Source organism: Micromonospora sp. DT231, from assembly GCF_049847025.1.
Taxonomy (GTDB): Bacteria; Actinomycetota; Actinomycetes; order Mycobacteriales; family Micromonosporaceae; genus Micromonospora.
Window position 1 is genome coordinate 586,198 of record NZ_JBNCNO010000001.1, and the last position, 14,777, is coordinate 600,974.

Annotated in this window: 18 protein-coding genes; 14 read left to right on the forward strand and 4 right to left on the reverse strand. The window is 73.2% G+C overall.

Annotation, left to right across the window (positions count from 1 at the left end; all coding sequences use genetic code 11):
* Positions 1 to 131 precede the first annotated feature (131 nt).
* Together ACPXBU_RS02470 and ACPXBU_RS02475 are read left to right on the forward strand one after the other, a co-directional pair.
* Positions 132 to 1,013 carry a helix-turn-helix domain-containing protein gene (locus ACPXBU_RS02470; protein WP_393369127.1) on the forward strand — a complete coding sequence of 294 codons (882 nt, stop codon included), beginning with the start codon at positions 132 to 134 and terminating at the stop codon, positions 1,011 to 1,013.
* A gap of 89 nt (positions 1,014 to 1,102) precedes the next feature.
* A complete protein-coding gene (locus tag ACPXBU_RS02475) occupies positions 1,103 to 1,945 on the forward strand; it encodes an SAM-dependent methyltransferase (protein ID WP_393368820.1) in 843 nt (280 codons plus the stop codon).
* A 33-nt stretch (positions 1,946 to 1,978) separates the two neighbouring features.
* On the opposite strand, the gene ACPXBU_RS02480 is transcribed toward ACPXBU_RS02475, so the two are convergent.
* Complete coding sequence (locus tag ACPXBU_RS02480) at positions 1,979 to 2,380, reverse strand: winged helix-turn-helix transcriptional regulator (RefSeq protein WP_425756065.1); 402 nt, start codon at positions 2,378 to 2,380, stop codon at positions 1,979 to 1,981.
* A gap of 77 nt (positions 2,381 to 2,457) precedes the next feature.
* Between ACPXBU_RS02480 and ACPXBU_RS02485 the strand changes: the two genes are divergently transcribed.
* The 6 genes from ACPXBU_RS02485 (at position 2,458) to ACPXBU_RS02510 (ending at position 8,047) form a co-directional block, all read left to right on the forward strand.
* The gene (locus ACPXBU_RS02485; protein WP_425756067.1) at positions 2,458 to 3,390 is read left to right on the forward strand and encodes an NADP-dependent oxidoreductase; all 933 of its coding nucleotides are present in this window, start codon (positions 2,458 to 2,460) and stop codon (positions 3,388 to 3,390) included.
* A gap of 169 nt (positions 3,391 to 3,559) precedes the next feature.
* Positions 3,560 to 4,603: a LacI family DNA-binding transcriptional regulator gene (locus ACPXBU_RS02490; RefSeq protein ID WP_393368828.1), complete on the forward strand. Its 1,044-nt coding sequence runs from the start codon at positions 3,560 to 3,562 to the stop codon at positions 4,601 to 4,603.
* A 2-nt stretch (positions 4,604 to 4,605) separates the two neighbouring features.
* Complete coding sequence (locus ACPXBU_RS02495) at positions 4,606 to 4,809, forward strand: hypothetical protein (RefSeq protein WP_393368831.1); 204 nt, start codon at positions 4,606 to 4,608, stop codon at positions 4,807 to 4,809.
* Between the two features lie 98 nt (positions 4,810 to 4,907).
* Positions 4,908 to 6,350 (forward strand): protein kinase domain-containing protein, encoded by a 1,443-nt coding sequence (locus ACPXBU_RS02500; RefSeq protein ID WP_425756069.1) that lies wholly within the window; start codon positions 4,908 to 4,910, stop codon positions 6,348 to 6,350.
* A gap of 33 nt (positions 6,351 to 6,383) precedes the next feature.
* Positions 6,384 to 7,025: a histidine phosphatase family protein gene (locus tag ACPXBU_RS02505; RefSeq protein ID WP_393368836.1), complete on the forward strand. Its 642-nt coding sequence runs from the start codon at positions 6,384 to 6,386 to the stop codon at positions 7,023 to 7,025.
* A 146-nt stretch (positions 7,026 to 7,171) separates the two neighbouring features.
* A complete protein-coding gene (locus ACPXBU_RS02510; protein ID WP_393368839.1) occupies positions 7,172 to 8,047 on the forward strand; it encodes an alpha/beta fold hydrolase in 876 nt (291 codons plus the stop codon).
* Positions 8,048 to 8,056: 9 nt separating this feature from the next.
* Here ACPXBU_RS02510 and ACPXBU_RS02515 read toward each other — a convergent pair whose 3' ends face one another.
* The 3 genes from ACPXBU_RS02515 to ACPXBU_RS02525 are packed head-to-tail and all read right to left on the reverse strand — an operon-like array spanning position 8,057 to position 9,800.
* Positions 8,057 to 8,554 carry a DinB family protein gene (locus tag ACPXBU_RS02515; RefSeq protein ID WP_393368842.1) on the reverse strand — a complete coding sequence of 166 codons (498 nt, stop codon included), beginning with the start codon at positions 8,552 to 8,554 and terminating at the stop codon, positions 8,057 to 8,059.
* Between the two features lie 46 nt (positions 8,555 to 8,600).
* Positions 8,601 to 9,041, reverse strand: coding sequence for a VOC family protein (locus ACPXBU_RS02520; protein WP_425756071.1), 441 nt, complete (start codon positions 9,039 to 9,041; stop codon positions 8,601 to 8,603).
* A 36-nt stretch (positions 9,042 to 9,077) separates the two neighbouring features.
* Entirely contained in the window at positions 9,078 to 9,800 is a 723-nt protein-coding gene (locus ACPXBU_RS02525; RefSeq protein ID WP_425756073.1) for a carbon-nitrogen hydrolase family protein, read from the reverse strand.
* An 82-nt stretch (positions 9,801 to 9,882) separates the two neighbouring features.
* Here ACPXBU_RS02525 and ACPXBU_RS02530 point away from each other — a divergent pair, with 82 nt between their 5' ends.
* The 6 genes from ACPXBU_RS02530 to ACPXBU_RS02555 all read left to right on the forward strand — a co-directional run bounded on the left by ACPXBU_RS02530 (position 9,883) and on the right by ACPXBU_RS02555 (position 14,753).
* On the forward strand, positions 9,883 to 10,668 hold the full coding sequence (locus tag ACPXBU_RS02530) for a DedA family protein (protein WP_393368850.1): 786 nt from the start codon (positions 9,883 to 9,885) through the stop codon (positions 10,666 to 10,668).
* Between the two features lie 73 nt (positions 10,669 to 10,741).
* Entirely contained in the window at positions 10,742 to 10,933 is a 192-nt protein-coding gene (locus tag ACPXBU_RS02535) for a hypothetical protein (protein ID WP_425756075.1), read from the forward strand.
* A gap of 72 nt (positions 10,934 to 11,005) precedes the next feature.
* Positions 11,006 to 11,905 carry a sensor histidine kinase gene (locus ACPXBU_RS02540; RefSeq protein WP_425756077.1) on the forward strand — a complete coding sequence of 300 codons (900 nt, stop codon included), beginning with the start codon at positions 11,006 to 11,008 and terminating at the stop codon, positions 11,903 to 11,905.
* Positions 11,896 to 12,540, forward strand: coding sequence for a response regulator (locus ACPXBU_RS02545; RefSeq protein WP_425756078.1), 645 nt, complete (start codon positions 11,896 to 11,898; stop codon positions 12,538 to 12,540). Before ACPXBU_RS02540 ends, ACPXBU_RS02545 begins: the two co-directional genes overlap by 10 nt.
* A gap of 592 nt (positions 12,541 to 13,132) precedes the next feature.
* A complete protein-coding gene (locus tag ACPXBU_RS02550) occupies positions 13,133 to 13,693 on the forward strand; it encodes a hypothetical protein (RefSeq protein ID WP_425756079.1) in 561 nt (186 codons plus the stop codon).
* 631 nt (positions 13,694 to 14,324) lie between these two features.
* Positions 14,325 to 14,753 (forward strand): protein-tyrosine phosphatase family protein, encoded by a 429-nt coding sequence (locus ACPXBU_RS02555; protein WP_425756080.1) that lies wholly within the window; start codon positions 14,325 to 14,327, stop codon positions 14,751 to 14,753.
* The last annotated feature ends 24 nt before the right edge of the window (positions 14,754 to 14,777 follow it).

Sequence of the window (14,777 nt, forward strand, 5' to 3'; positions counted from 1 at the left end):
GTCCCGGCGACGGGACCGAATCGCCGGTCCGGAGGAGTTCACCTCACTGTCGGTCCATGGCATGCTTACACGTCGGCCGGGCCGGGGTGCCCGGCCATCACGGGTTGGTGTCCGGAGGTCCGCACGTGACGATGGTTCCTGCCGAGGGTGGCCCGACAACCGGGCCGACGGTGCTCCGGATGCTGCTCGGCGCCCAGTTGCGCCGTCTGCGGGAGTCCAGCGGGGTGACCCGCGAGGGCGCCGGCTGGGAGATCCGCTCCTCCGAATCCAAGATCAGCCGGATGGAGCTGGGCCGGGTCGGTTTCAAGGAGCGCGACGTCTCCGACCTGCTGACCCTCTACGGCGTCACGGAGGAACACGAGCGTGACGCGCTGCTCAAGCTCGCCCGGGACGCCAACAGTCCCGGCTGGTGGCACCGCTACGGGGACGTGTTGCCGACCTGGTTCCAGTCGTACCTCGGCCTGGAGGCCGCGGCCGCGCTGATCCGCAGCTACGAGGTGCAGTTCGTGCCCGGCCTGTTGCAGACCCGGGAGTACGCCAGGGCGGTCGTGCTGCTCGGGCACGGCACGGCCGGTCCGGGCGAGATCGACCGACGCGTCGCCCTGCGGATGCAGCGTCAGCAGTTGCTGCACCGGGACAGCCCGCCGCAGCTCTGGGCCGTGGTGGACGAGGCGGCGTTGCGTCGACCGATCGGCGGCGCCGAGGTCATGCGCGGTCAGCTCACCGCACTCATCGAGGCGACCAAATCCCCGAACATCCGGCTCCAGGTGATCCCGTTCGCCGCCGGGGGGCACGCCGCCGCCGGGGGCGCCTTCACCATCCTGCGCTTCGGCGACCAGGAGTTGCCCGACATCGTCTACATCGAACAACTCACCAGCGCGATCTACCTCGACAAGCGCGATGACCTGGACTACTACGCGGTGGCCATGGAACGGCTCTGTGTCGAGGCCGAGCCACCCGAGCGTACGGCGGAGATTCTCGGCCGGCTGCTGGACGACCTCTATCCCGCGTGATCGTCGGGTGGGGCCGCGGCCCCACCCGACGTGGCACTACCATGGTCCGCGAACGGCGACAGTGGACACTCGTCATTGCGGGGGCTGCCTTGACCACCGATGCTGCTGGCACGACGGCCGGCTCGCCGAGCGACCGGATCGACACCTCGGTGCCGCACCCGGCGCGCCGCTACAACTACTGGCTGGGCGGCAAGGACAACTTCCAGGCCGACCGGGAGTCCGGCGACGCGATAACGGCCGCCTTTCCGACCGTCCGCACCGCCGCCCTGGAAAACCGCCGCTTCCTGCAGCGGGCGGTGGGCTACCTGGCCCGTGAGGCGGGCATCCGGCAGTTCCTCGACATCGGCACCGGCATCCCGACCGCCAACAACACCCACGAGGTCGCCCAGGCCATCGCGCCCGAATCCCGGGTGGTCTACGTGGACAACGACCCGATCGTGCTGGCCCACGCCCGCGCGCTGTTGAGCAGCTCGCCGACGGGCGCCACCGCCTACATCGACGCCGACCTGCGCGACCCGCAGCGGATCCTCGCGCACCCGGAGTTGAGCCGCGCCATCGACCTGTCGCAGCCGGTCGCGCTCATGCTGGTCGCGGTCCTGCACTTCCTGCCCGACGAGGACGACCCGTACGCGTTGGTGCGGCAGGTGCTCGACGCGCTGCCGCCCGGCAGCTACCTGGCCGCCTCGCACGGCACCCACGACTACCTTCCGTCGGCGGTCGCGGCCGACTTCCGGGCGAAGGCCCGAGAAGGCGGCCCGCACGGGCTGATCAACCTACGCGGCAGTGACGAGTTCGCCCGCTTCTTCGCCGGCCTCGACATGGTCGAGCCGGGCATCGTCTCGGTCGCCGAGTGGCGGGCGGAGAACGAGCCGCCGCCACGTCCCTCGCCCGTCGAGGTGAGCGTGTACGGCGCGGTCGCCCGCCTTCCCTGACCCGGCCGGGCGACGCCTCCCGAGTGGAGGCGTTCAGCTCTCCGGGGCGTCGTAGTGGGCCCGCGCGGCGTGCACCTCACCGATGTGCGTCTCGGCCCAGGCCTTGATCGCCCGCTGCACCGGCAGCAGGCTCTCGCCCAGCGGGGTGAGCTGGTAGTCGACCCGGGCCGGCACGCCGACGGTCACCGACCGGCTGACCAGGCCGTCGCGCTCCAGTTTGCGCAGCGTCTGGGTGAGCATCTTCTGACTTGCCCCGGCCACCGTGCGGGCCAGCTCGCTGTGCCGTCGCGGCCCGTCGGCGAGCGCGCTCACCACGAGCGTCAACCACTTGTCGCTGAGCGTCGCGAGCAGTTCGTGACCCGGGCACTCGGCCAGGAAGGCGTTGTACGAGCGCCGGTCCCGCTCGCGGCGTTCGTCGGCGGTCATGGTGGCCATCGTGTCCCTCCCGGGTACCCAGGGCACCTCGCGGTGCCTTCTTCTCGCCGGATGCTAACGCTTCTAGCGTCGTCGGCATGAGAGCTGTGATCGTCCGCCGGTTCGGCGGCCCCGAGGTCCTGGAGATAGCCGACCGGCCCGAACCGGAGCCGGGGGTGGGGCAACTACGGGTGCGCGTCGCCGCCGCCGGCGTCAATCGGATCGACCTGTCCACCCGCAGTGGCGCGCTGACCGCCGCCGGCCTGCTGCCCCCGTTGCCCGTCGTGGGGCTGGGCTGGGATGTGGCGGGGACCGTGGACGCGGTCGGGCCGGGAGTGCGGCGGTTCGCGGTGGGTGCCGCGGTGATCGGTCTGCGGGACCTGCTATCCGCGCCCGGAACCCAGGCCGAGTGGGTGGTGTTGGACGAGGGGGCGGTGGCGCGGGCACCGCGTACCGTCGCTCCGGAGGTCGCGGCGACGCTGCCGTTGATCGGTCTCACCGCGTCCCGGTCGCTCGCCCTCACCGGCCTGGACGCCGGGCGCACGCTGCTGGTCACCGGCGCGGCCGGCGGGGTGGGTGGGCTTCTGCTCGAACTGGCCGCGTTGCGCGGCATCCGGACCGTCGCCGTGGCCGACGCGCGGGACGAGGAGTTGGTCCGTTCGCTGGGCGCGGACTGGTTCGTGGCGCGGACCGACCGGCTCGGGACGGCGGTTCGCGCGGTGGTGCCGGGCGGGGTGGACGCGGTGGTCGACGCGGCGGTTGTCGGCGTCGCCGCGCACGAGGCCTTGCGGGGTGGGGGAGTGTTCGTCGCGCTCGTGGCGCCGTTCGCCCCGCCGCCGCTGCGCGCCACCCGGGTCGTCGTGCAGGAGGTCCACGCCGACGGTGCGCTCCTGGCCGAGCTGTCGGCGTTGGTCGACAGTGGCCAGCTCAGCCTGCGGCTGGCCGGGCGGCTGCCGCTGACCGACGTGGCGGCGGCACACCAGCGGCTGGCCGCCGGCGGGTTGCGGGGGCGCCTGGTGCTGGAGCCCTGAGGCCGACGCCGCCGACCGCCGTGCTGGCGGGTCCGACGTGCTCGTCAGCGGCGGCGGTTCCCGGGTCCGGATCCACGTATTGACCGACGCCGACCGGTCGAGCTAGTCTCTGTATCGATACAGACTGAATCGATACAGAGAGGTGCCGGTGAAGCCGACCCTGCAAGCCGTGGCCGACGCTGTCGGCGTCTCCCGCAGCACCGTGTCCAACGCCTACGGCCGCCCCGACCAGCTCTCGGCCACCCTGCGCGAGCGGATCCTGGACGCCGCGCGGCAACTCGGCTACCCCGGCCCCAACCCCACCGCACGGTCCCTGCGCCGGGGCTTCGTCGGGTCGATCGGCGTGCTGTTCACCTCGCACCTGTCGTACGCCTTCACCGACCCGTTCGCGGTCCGCTTCCTCGCCGGGGTCGGCGTGGCCGCCGAGCGGCACGGCACCAGCATGCTGCTGGTGCCGCTGCCGCCGGCGGTGACCGACGCCCGGCGGGCGGTGGAGAACGCCGCCGTGGACGGGTTCTGCGTCTACTGCGTCGCCGACGAGGAATGGGCGTTGGACGTGATCCGCGCCCGCGGGCTGCCGTTCGTCAGCACCGCCGCCCGCGACGACGCCGGCCCGGACGAGCGGTTCGTCGGCATCGACGAGCGCGCCGCCGCGCGTGGTGTCGCCGCACACGTGGCCGGCCTCGGTCATCGCCGGGTGGCGCTGCTCGCCGATTCCGTCGTCCCCGACGCCCCCGCCGGCCCGCTCCGCCTGTCCGGCGTGCACGAGGCGGGGCACCCCACCACCCGGGGCCGGCTCGCCGGATTCGCCGACGCGTTCGCCGAGGTCGGCGTCCAGTGGGCCGACCTGACCCTGCTCAACGCCGCGGGCAACAGCCGCCCGGCGGCAGCCGCCGCCGTCGCCGGCCTGTTCGACTCACCGACGCCGCCGACCGCCGTGCTGGCCGGCTCCGACGTGCTCGCCCTCGGTGTGCTCGACGCCCTCGAGCGGCAGCCGGGCAGCATCCGACCGGCCGTCTCGGTGACCGGTTTCGACGATGTCCCCGAGGCCGCCGCTGCCGGCCTCACCACGGTCCGGCAGCCCGCCGAGGAGAAGGGCCGCATCGCCGCCGAACTCCTGCTCGACCCGCCCGCGGACGCCGCGGCCGGCCATGTGTTGTTGCCCACCACACTCGTCGTCCGGACCTCCACCGGACCTGTCCCGAGGAGCTGACCATGGAACTTCCCACCGGATACGTCACCGCGCTCGACGCCATGAACCGGCACGTCAACTCGGCCCGACCGAACGCCCCGGTCCAGGTCGAACGCGTCCGCCCGGCCCTGCTGGCCCCGACCCGGCAGGCCGCCGCCGTCGCCCTGCGCCGCCTCGCCGACCGCATCCAGCCGCGACCGCTGCCCGCCGCGCCGCGCTGCTCCTGACCCGCTCGAAACTCATTCCGGTACGCACGGGACGAACAGTGTGGGTCCGGGCACGCAGGGTGGTCGAGTGGGGCGTGGCCAGGCAGACTGGTGAGGCCATGTCACCCTTCATGCCCACCCTCCGTCTCCACGACCGCTACGTGCTGCACGAGCGGATCGGTCTCGGTGGCATGTCCGAGGTGTGGCGGGCCGACGACGACGTGCTCGGCCGACCGGTCGCGATCAAGGTCCTCGCCGGGCAGCTCGCGGCCGATCCGCAACTGCGGGCCACCATCCGACGCGAGGCCCGCGCGGCCGCCCGGCTGACCCACCCACACGTGACCCAGGTGTACGACTACGCCGAGGCGACCCTGGCCGGCGGCGTCGTGGTCCCGTACCTGGTGATGGAGCTCGTCGACGGTCACAACCTGGCCGACCGCCTACGGAACGGGCCGCTGCCCTGGCCGGAGGCGGTCCGGGTGGCCGGGCAGATCGCCGCCGCGCTCGCCGCCGCGCACCGCATCGGCGTCGTGCACCGCGACGTCAAACCGGGCAACGTCATGCTCACCGACACCGGCGCCAAAGTGCTCGACTTCGGCATCGCCGCGCTCGGCGGACTCGACGGCCAGTCCGGCGAGCCCCTGATGGGCACCCCCGCCTACTTCGCCCCGGAGCGACTGACCGCGGGCCCGCCCGATCCGGCCAGCGACGTCTACGCCCTCGGCGCGCTGCTCTACCGCACCCTCACCGGGCAGGCGCCGCTGCCGGTGCAGAGCTGGGAGGACGCCCTCGAGGTGCACCGGCGCGGCACTCCGGTGCCGCCGCTGCGGGTGCCCGGCCTCCCCGCCGACATCGCCGAGCTGACCCTCGCCTGTCTGGCCGCCAACCCGGCCGACCGGCCGAGCGCCGCGCACCTGGCCCGCCGCTTCGGCGCCGGCCAACCTGTCGAGCCGCCCACCGAGCTGCTGCGCATCCAGCCCGTGGCGCACCCGCCCACCCTGATCGACCGCTCGGCGGTCCGTCCCGCCCCGGTCGCCGCCGAGCCCACCCGCCGCCGCTCACGTCGACCCCTCGCCGTGCTGGTCGCGGCCGGCCTCGCCGTGCTGGTCGGCGTCGGCGCCCTGCTCGCCGAGGGGCAGTTGGGCACGCCGAGCGCGCCCACCTCGCCCCAGGTGGCCGCCCCGCCGTCGTCCTCCGCTCCGAAACCCGCGCCCACCACGCACTCGCCGACGCCGGCGGCACCCCGACCCAGCGCCAGCACCGCGCCCCCGACCACCGGGCAGGTGCCGGTCAGCCTCCGGGAGGTGACGAGCGAGTTCGCCGCGGTCCTCGCCGGGGCGGTCGCCCGCGGAGACGTCGACTGGAAGACCGCCGCAGACCTGCGCGACGACCTCACCGACCTGGACCGGCACACCAGGGACCGGGCCAAACGCGTCGCCGAGTTGCGCGAACACCTCGCCGAGCTTGTGGAACGCGACCGGCTGCCCGCGCAGACGGGCGCCCAACTGGACGCTCTGCTGACCCGGGCCGGCAGCTTCTCCACCGGCCGTACGGACGACTGACAGCGCTGTCGATGCCGCTGGCATGATGTGCCGATGCGGACACGTCTGATCTTCGTACGGCACGGCGAGTCGCTTCACCAGGTCGAGGGAATCGTGGGTGGGCCGCGTGGTTGCCGAGGCCTCACCGCCCTCGGCCACGAGCAGGCACACGACCTGGCCAACCGGCTCTCCCGTGACGTCGCCGGCGACGGACCGGTGGCCGTCTACTCGTCCGTCCTGCGCCGAGCCGTCGAGACCGCGCAACCGATCGGCGCGGCGCTCGGCGTCCGACCGGTGGCCGACTGCGGCCTGTGCACCTGGCACACGCCCCCGTACGCCGACGGCCTGCCGACCGCCCGCTTCCGGACCGACCACGCGGTGGCCGGTGGGGGTGTGTTCCGTCCCTTCGAGGAGGGCAACGAGAGCTGGGCCGAGCTGGTGGTCCGGGTCAGCCGCGCGATCATGGAGATCGCGCATCGACACCGGGGCGCCACAGTGGTGCTCGTCGGTCACAGCGAGACCGTCGAGGGCGCCTTCCACGCGCTCGCCGCGCAGCCGATCTTTCGGGCGTTCGACCTGGACGTCGCCCCGGCCTCGATCACCGAGTGGACGACCGATCACGACCCCGGCGGTTGGCCGCCGGCCCGCTGGACGCTGCGCCGCTTCGGCGACCTGGGCGGCTGGGCCAGGGCGTGATCCAGGAGGGCCGCGTCGGGCCTCCAGCAGGGCCGCGTCGGGCCTCCAGCAGGGCCGTGCCGGGCCTCCAGCAGGGCGGTGCCGGGCCGAGATCGCCGGCACGGCGTGCTCGCCCATCGGTTTCCGCCGGCCGTAGTCTCACCGACATGACGACAACGCAGACGCACACCCTCGCCGTGCCCGGCGTCGACCTGGTCTACGACGTCCGCGGTCCGCTGCCCCCGTCCGGCGGGCGCCCCGTCCTGCTCATGATCGGTCAACCGATGGCCGCGGAGGGCTTCACCGCGCTCGCCCCGCACTTCACGGACCGCACCGTGGTCACCTACGACCCGCGCGGCCTCGGCCGTAGTGTCCGCACGGACGGCCGCACCGACCACACGCCGCAGCAGCAGGCGGCCGACCTGCACCACCTGATCGAGGCCCTCGGGGCCGGCCCGGTCGACCTGTTCGCCAGCAGCGGCGGCGCGGTGACGGCGCTCGAACTCGTCGCGGCCTACCCGGGCGACGTCGTCACGTTGGTGGCGCACGAGCCGCCGATCAACGCCGTGCTTCCCGACGCCGGGGCTGCCGAACGCGCTCGGGCCGACTTCTACCAGGCGTACCAGGCGAAGGGCGCCGGCGCGGGCATGGCCGCGTTCATCGCGATGACGTCGTGGCAGGGCGAGTTCACCGACGCCTACTTCGCCCAGTCCGCGCCGGACCCGGCGACGTTCGGCCTGTCCACCGAGGACGACGGCAACCGCGACGACCCGCTGCTGTCGGACCTGTCCTGGGCGATCAGCGACTACCGGCCCGACGCGAGCCGGCTCACCTCGGCGCCGACCCGGATCGTGGTCGCCGTCGGCGAGGAGTCGGCCGGGACGTACACCGCGCGGACGGCCCTCGGCCTGGCGGCCCTGCTCGGCCAGGAGGCCGTGGTGTTCCCGAGTCACCATGGTGGCTTCCTCGGAGGCGAGTTCGGCTATGCGGGCAAGCCGGAGGAGTTCGCGGCACGGTTGCGGGAGGTGTTGGACGCCGGCTGACCGCCCGAACTACTCGGCCAGGAGTTGCTCGCGCAGGATCTCCGCGTGCCCGCAGTGCTGGGCCAACTCGCGCAGCACGTGCAGGTACACCCAGCGCAGCGGCAGTGGACCGCGCCGGTTGCCGCGCAGGATGTCGTCCAGACCCAGCGAGGACGTCGCGCGGCGAGAGGCAGCGCATGCCTCGCGGTGTGCCCGCTGGACGCTGTCGATCGTGTCGTCGTCGTCCAGGCTGAACGACTCGTCCGGGGTGGCGGGGATGCCGATCTCGGCGCGGGACCGGCACGTGACGGCCTCGTCGAACCAGACCTTCTCCACGAAGGTGGCGTGCTTCACCAGACCCAGCAGCGTGGTCCGGGACGGCACCAACGAGCGGCGCACCTGCTCCTCGGTCAGCCCGTCCAGACAGCCGTTGAGCGCTCGGCGATGCTCGTCGATGAACGTCTCGACCTGCGCCTGTGCCGGCTGGTCGATGACATCGTCGGCGAAGGTCCCGGGAAAGGAAGTCACCCGCGAAGCATTCCAAGGTCGTGGACGAGGCGCAAACACCTGCCACTCAGCCGAACCCGACGAGCGCGCCGCGCTCGTCGAAGCGGGCCGAGCCGGCCCAGGCGATCTCCCAGCGGTTGCCCTCCGGGTCGGCGACGTAACCGGAGCGCCCACCCCAGGGCCGGTCGGTCGGCTCCGCCACCACCGTCGCGCCCGCGGCGACCGCCGCGGCGAAGGCCCTGTCGACCTCCCCGCGACTGTCGACATTGCAGGCCAGGGTGACGCCGGACCAACCTCCCGCCGGACTGGGCACGCCCGGCGCCGCCTCGGCGGCCAGCTCCGGCAGCGGGAAGAGCGCGAACAGGACGCCACCGAGCAGGAAGGCCGACCAGCCGTCGTCGCTGGCCGGCAGCTCGGGCCACCCCAGGGACCGGTAGAAGGACCGCAGCGCGCCGATGTCACGTGCTCCCAGCGTGACCACGGACAGGCGGGAGGGGACGGTGCTCATCAGCCGATCCTGCCCGAGGCGTACGACACGTGCGAGTCAGCCGGCGGCGTTTCGCACGGTGTCGGGGAGGGTCACGGCTACCGACTCTCCCGGCTCGGTGCCCGCGCGCGCGAGGACCTTTCCCTCCGGCGTCCACACCCCGGACCGTCCCGCCGCCTCGGTGTAGCCACCGCCGGTCGAGCCGGCGAAACTCGCCACCGCCACCCAGACCCGGTGGGCGGTGGCGATCCGGTGCGCCCGCTGGTCGGTCACGGAGGCGTCGCGCGCGGACTCCAGGACACCCGCCGCGTAGACGTCGATGCCGAGCGCCGCGGTCCGCTCCGCGTGCGCGGTGACGCCGGTGTCCTTGCAGACGGCCAACCCCACCCGCCAGCCGTCCACGTCGAGCACGACCGGCGCCTCGCCCGGCCGGAACCGATCGGCCTCGTCGGCGCCCAGCCACATCTTCCGGTAGGCCACCGTCACTCCGGTGCCGGTCACCGCCAGCACCGCGATGTGGTCGCCGGCGACCGGCGCGCCGACGAGGGCCACCGTGCCCGTCTCGGCGCACGCCTCGACAAGCGGCACCAACCGCGGATCGTCGACCGGCACGACCGGCGCGTCCAACTCGTACCCCGTCAGGGACAGCTCGGGAAAGACCACCACTCGGGCGCCCGCCGCGCGGACCGCGGCGGCGTGCGTCCGCGCGTTTGTCGCGACATCCCGGGGTACGCACCGCGGCTGCACGACGGCGAGCCGCAGTGGGGTGCGGTTTTCCACACCCTCAGCGGTGTGGTCGAGTCGCGCGGCCGGGAGGTCAACCGCATGGTCGGCTCTCAGGATCGCTTCGTACGGTGGGCGCATGATTCGAACGTCCCACGCCCTGCTCGCCACCGGAACCCCCACCGCCGCGGCCGAACCACCGCAGGGTGGCCTCGTCGGTTACGTCACCGACCTGGTGGAACGACTCGGCGGGCCGGGCGCCGGCCTGGCCGTGGCGCTGGAGAACCTGTTCCCGCCGATCCCCAGCGAGGTGATCCTGCCGCTGGCCGGGTTCGTCGCGGCGCAGGGCCGGATGAGTCTGGTCGGTGCGATCTTCTGGACCACGCTGGGCTCGGCGGTGGGCGCGATGGCGCTCTACCTGGTCGGCGCATCGCTGGGCCGCGACCGGATGCGCGCCATCGTGGCCCGGCTGCCGCTGGTGAAGCTCAGCGACGTGGACCGGACCGAGGCGTGGTTCCTCCGGCACGGCGTGAAGGCCGTCTTCTTCGGCCGGATGATCCCGATCTTCCGCAGCCTGATCTCCATCCCGGCCGGGGTGGAGCGCATGCCGGTGGGCACCTTCCTGCTCTACACCACGCTGGGCAGCCTGATCTGGAACACCACATTCGTGCTCGCCGGCTACCTGCTCGGCGACAACTGGCACCTCGTCGAGGGGTACGCGGGCACGCTGCAGAAAGTGGTGATCGTGGTCTGCGCGGCGGCGGCCGCCTGGTTCGTCGGGTCCCGCGTGCTGCGCGCCCGCCGGGCCGCCCGCGACCCCGAGCCGGCCGATCCCGGGCACGGCGAGCCGGCGCTCGGCGTGCCCGACCCGGGCGGGCGCGGCACCCTCTACCGAAGCGGCTCGTGGACCTCGGACGAGCGCTAGCACTTCCTGGCTCTGCTCCACCTGTCGGAGCAGGGCCGTGGACGACGGATTCGGCCCGGGAGGGGGAGGGCAGGTGACCGGGGAGTCCCGGATCGACAGGTGGTGGACCCGTCTCCGACTGCCGGTCGGCGTCGCCGCCGGCAGCGTGACCGCCGCTGTCGAGCTTGCCTTCCTGGTCGTCACGGCCGTCGCGACCGCCGTGTCCGCCCCCGCGCCACCGGCCGCTCGCGGGGTCACCAGGCTCACCCAGCGGTACGCCGGATAGCTCGTCCGCTGGGAACGCGACCGACTCCGTCGACTGCTGCTCCCCGAGGGCGAAACGCTCCCGGTCCACCCGGTGGCGACCCGCCGGCAGATCGGCTACCTGGCGGCCCGACTGGTGCCCGGCGCGCTCGGCCTCCTGGCGTACGCGATGCTCGGCGTCGGCCTGGTCTTGGCCGGCATCGTGCTCCGCGCGGCGGTACGCGGTGAGCTGTCCCCTGTCGACACGCTGGCACAGGTCGCCGTCGGGGTGGTCCTCCTGCTGCTCAACGTCCAAGCCCTCGCCAGCGTCGCCGCGCTGGACGTCCGGTTGGCTCGGCGGCTGCTCGGCCCGGGGAGTCGGGCCGAGTTGGCGCGGCGGGTCGACGAGCTGACAAGCAGCCGGGCCGGGGTCCTCGCGGCGGTCGACGCCGAACGGCAGCGCATCGAACGCGACCTGCACGACGGCCTCCAGCAGCGGTTGGTCGCCCTCGGCATGCTGCTCGGCCGGGCTCGGCGGGCCCGCGACGCCGATCGCACCGCCGCCCTGCTCGCCCAGGCACACGAGGACGTGCAGCGGGCCGTCGAGGAACTGCGCGAGGTGGCGTGGCGGGTCTACCCGTCGGCGTTGGAGGGCAGCGACCTCGGTGCGGTGCTCACCATGGTCGCCCGTCGTTCCGAGGTGCCGGTGCGGATCCACTGCGACCTGCCGACCCGCCCCGATCGGCAGATCGAGACGGTGCTGTACTTCGTGGCCTGCGAAGCGCTCACCAACGCCGCGAAGCACGCCGCCGCTACGCTGGTCGCGGTCGAGATCGGGGTACGGGAGGGGTGGGTCCGGTTGCGCGTACACGATGATGGTGTCGGCGGCGCGGACCCCGCCGGGCGAGGCCTGGCCGGCCTGGCCCGACGGGTCGCCGCACTCGACGGCCGGCTGTTGGTGACCAGCCCGGTCGGCGGCCCGACCACCGTGCTGGCGGAGCTGCCGTGCGGCTAGTCCTCGCCGAAGACTCGACCCTGCTCCGCGAAGGCCTGACGCGGCTGCTCGCCGAGGAGGAGCACGAGGTGGTCGCGGCGGTCGGCACCGCCGACGAACTGCTCGAGGCGGTCGCGCGAACCCGTCCGGAGGTGGTCGTCACCGATGTCCGGATGCCGCCCACCCACACCGACGACGGGCTGCGGGCCGCCCTGGAGATCCGTCGACGGTGGCCCGAAACCGGTGTCCTGGTGCTCTCCCAGTACGTGGAGCGGCGCTTCGCCGGCCGTTTGCTCGCGGACCGTCCCGAGGGGGTGGGCTACCTGCTCAAGGACCGGGTCGCCCAGGTGGACGACTTCCTCGACGCGCTGGACCGGGTGGCCGCCGGGGGCACGGCACTCGACCCGGAGGTGGTTCGGCAGGTGGTGGCCGGTTCGCAACGGCCCGACCCGTTCGGGCGGCTCACACCGCGCGAACGGGACGTCCTGCACGAGATGGCCCAAGGCCACACGAACAGCGCTGTCGCGCAACGGTTGCACGTGTCGCAGAGCGCGGTGGAGAAGCACGTCAACGCCATCTTCGACAAGCTCGATCTCGGCGAGACCACAGGTTACAGCCGGCGAATCCTCGCGGTGCTGCGCTATCTGGGCGCCTGACCCCCGCATCGCTATCTGGGCGCCTGACCTCGCATCCTCAGGCCCGGCCGGGACGTCATCAACCCGGTGTCCGTGATGTCTGGGTGTCGGGTGTCGGGTGTCCGGTGTCCGTGGTCTCCGACTTCCGCTGAGGCGAGTGGATCGTGCCCGGCGGCGGCGGCTCGGGGGTCGATGCCGCGTGGTGTGGGTGGTTTGTCCGATCGAAGGGAGTTGTGGGCTGTGACCGGTCGCATCCGTGGGCCGGAATCGTGGCCGGGGCGGGGTCGTTACACATCCTGACGATCGCAGCAACACCGGCTCGCGCCCCCGTGCCTCGGGGTGGGAATGCCCGCCCGCGCTCGGTCGTTGCAGTCCCCACGAACGGCCAACCGGGCACCGCCTCCACGAGAGCGCGACCGATGGGCCACCCCCGGAATGACCCCGGCCCCCGGGCCGTTACACCTGGACCCGGCGCCACGAGCCCAACCGCTCGCAGGCCGCCGACCCCAAGACTTCCCCCTTGTTTGTGCAGCGCCGGACGAGGTGCTCACACCCGTGCCGCCGACCCCCGTTTGGTGGCTGGGTGTTTCCTACCCCCGAAGGAGCTACCCCCATGAACACGATCATGCGTAAGAGCGTGCTGTCTGTTGCTGGTCTCGCGTTCGCCGGTGGTGTCTTCGCCGGTCCGATCGCCGCCCACGCCAACCCGGTGGATGCCAAGCCGGTCGCGGTGGCCGTGCAGACCGCTGCGCCGAAGCCGCAGGGCGACCAGTCGCACATCTCCCTGAACGATGAGCAGACTGCGAACGTCAAGGCGATCATCGCCGCGACGAAGAAGGCCGGCCTGCCCGAGCGCGCCGCGGTCATCTCGATCGCGACGAGCCTGCAGGAGTCGAAGCTGGAGAATCTGGGCCACCTCGGCGACGCCAACGACCACGACTCGCTGGGCCTGTTCCAGCAGCGCCCCAGCTCGGGTTGGGGTACGCCGGAGCAGATCACCAACCCGGAGTACTCCACCACCGCGTTCCTCAAGGGCCTGCGTCAGGTTGACGGCTGGCAGGACATGCCGCTGACCGACGCCGCGCAGACCGTCCAGGTCTCCGCCTACCCCGACGCGTACGCCCAGTGGGAGCAGCAGGCCACCGACCTCGTCAACCAGCACTGGAACAGCTGACACCGGCACCACCGCACCACCGCACCGACCGCACCGACCGCACCGACCGCATGACCGCACCACCGCACCCGACCGCTGACCGGCACCCGCACCCGGGGTGCCGGTCGGCGGTGTTTCCATTTCCGTGCGGGGGTGTATGGAGTGCTCGCGCTAACGGAAACCGTCCAAGATCTCGGCGGGACATGGCCGAAGCGCGGCGCTTGGGGGCGTGCGTGCCGTGGCCGGGAGGCGACCGGCCTTACCGCGATGGGACCCGGCGCGCGGGGCGGGCGCGCGGGACGGGCGCGCGGGGCGGGCGCGCGGGGCGGGCGCGCGGGGCGGGCGCGCGGGGCGGGCGCGCGGGACGGGTGGCGGGACGGGCGGGCGCTGCGACCGGATGGGCTCGCGCGGCGGAGCGTGGGAACCCGGAGTGCGGGAACAACGTGGGGGACCGGCTGGTTGTGGAGGGTGTCGGTGTGACTCAGTGTCCCCGGGCCTCACCTAATATCGCCGTCGCGGAATACCGTTTGGCTGGAGCCGCGTCGCGCCACTCGCCGAGAGGCGACCTGCACACCGACACCAGCGCCGCCCCCGGTCCACAAGGCCGGGGGCGGCGCTGTCTGTACCCACCGGTTGGGCCGGGAGCGGCACAATGGGTCGGGTGACCGCTTCTCCGTCCTGGTCCGAGCAGTCTGGTTTGCTCGTACTCCCCAGCGGTGCGACGGTGCGCGGACGCCGCGTCGCCGCCGTGACCTCGCCGGCCGACTTCGCCCTGCTGTTGGCGCCCGGCCCGGTTCCGGCGTGGCCGCACCGGCGGATCCGGTGGCCCGATTTCTGGGTGCCGACCGATCGGGCGGATGCCCTCGATGCTCTGCGGGCGGCGTTGCGGCGTGCCCACGACGGTGCGCGCGTCGAGGTGGCCTGTCGGGGTGGGGTGGGGCGTACCGGGACCGCGCTGGCCGCGTTGGCGATCCTCGACGGCTTGCCGGCCGAGCGGGCGGTGGCGTGGGTCCGGGAGGGTTACCACCCCAAGGCGGTGGAGACGCCCTGGCAGCGGCGCTGGCTGCGCCGCGTCGCCTGACCGCCCCCGCCGCCGGGCCTACCC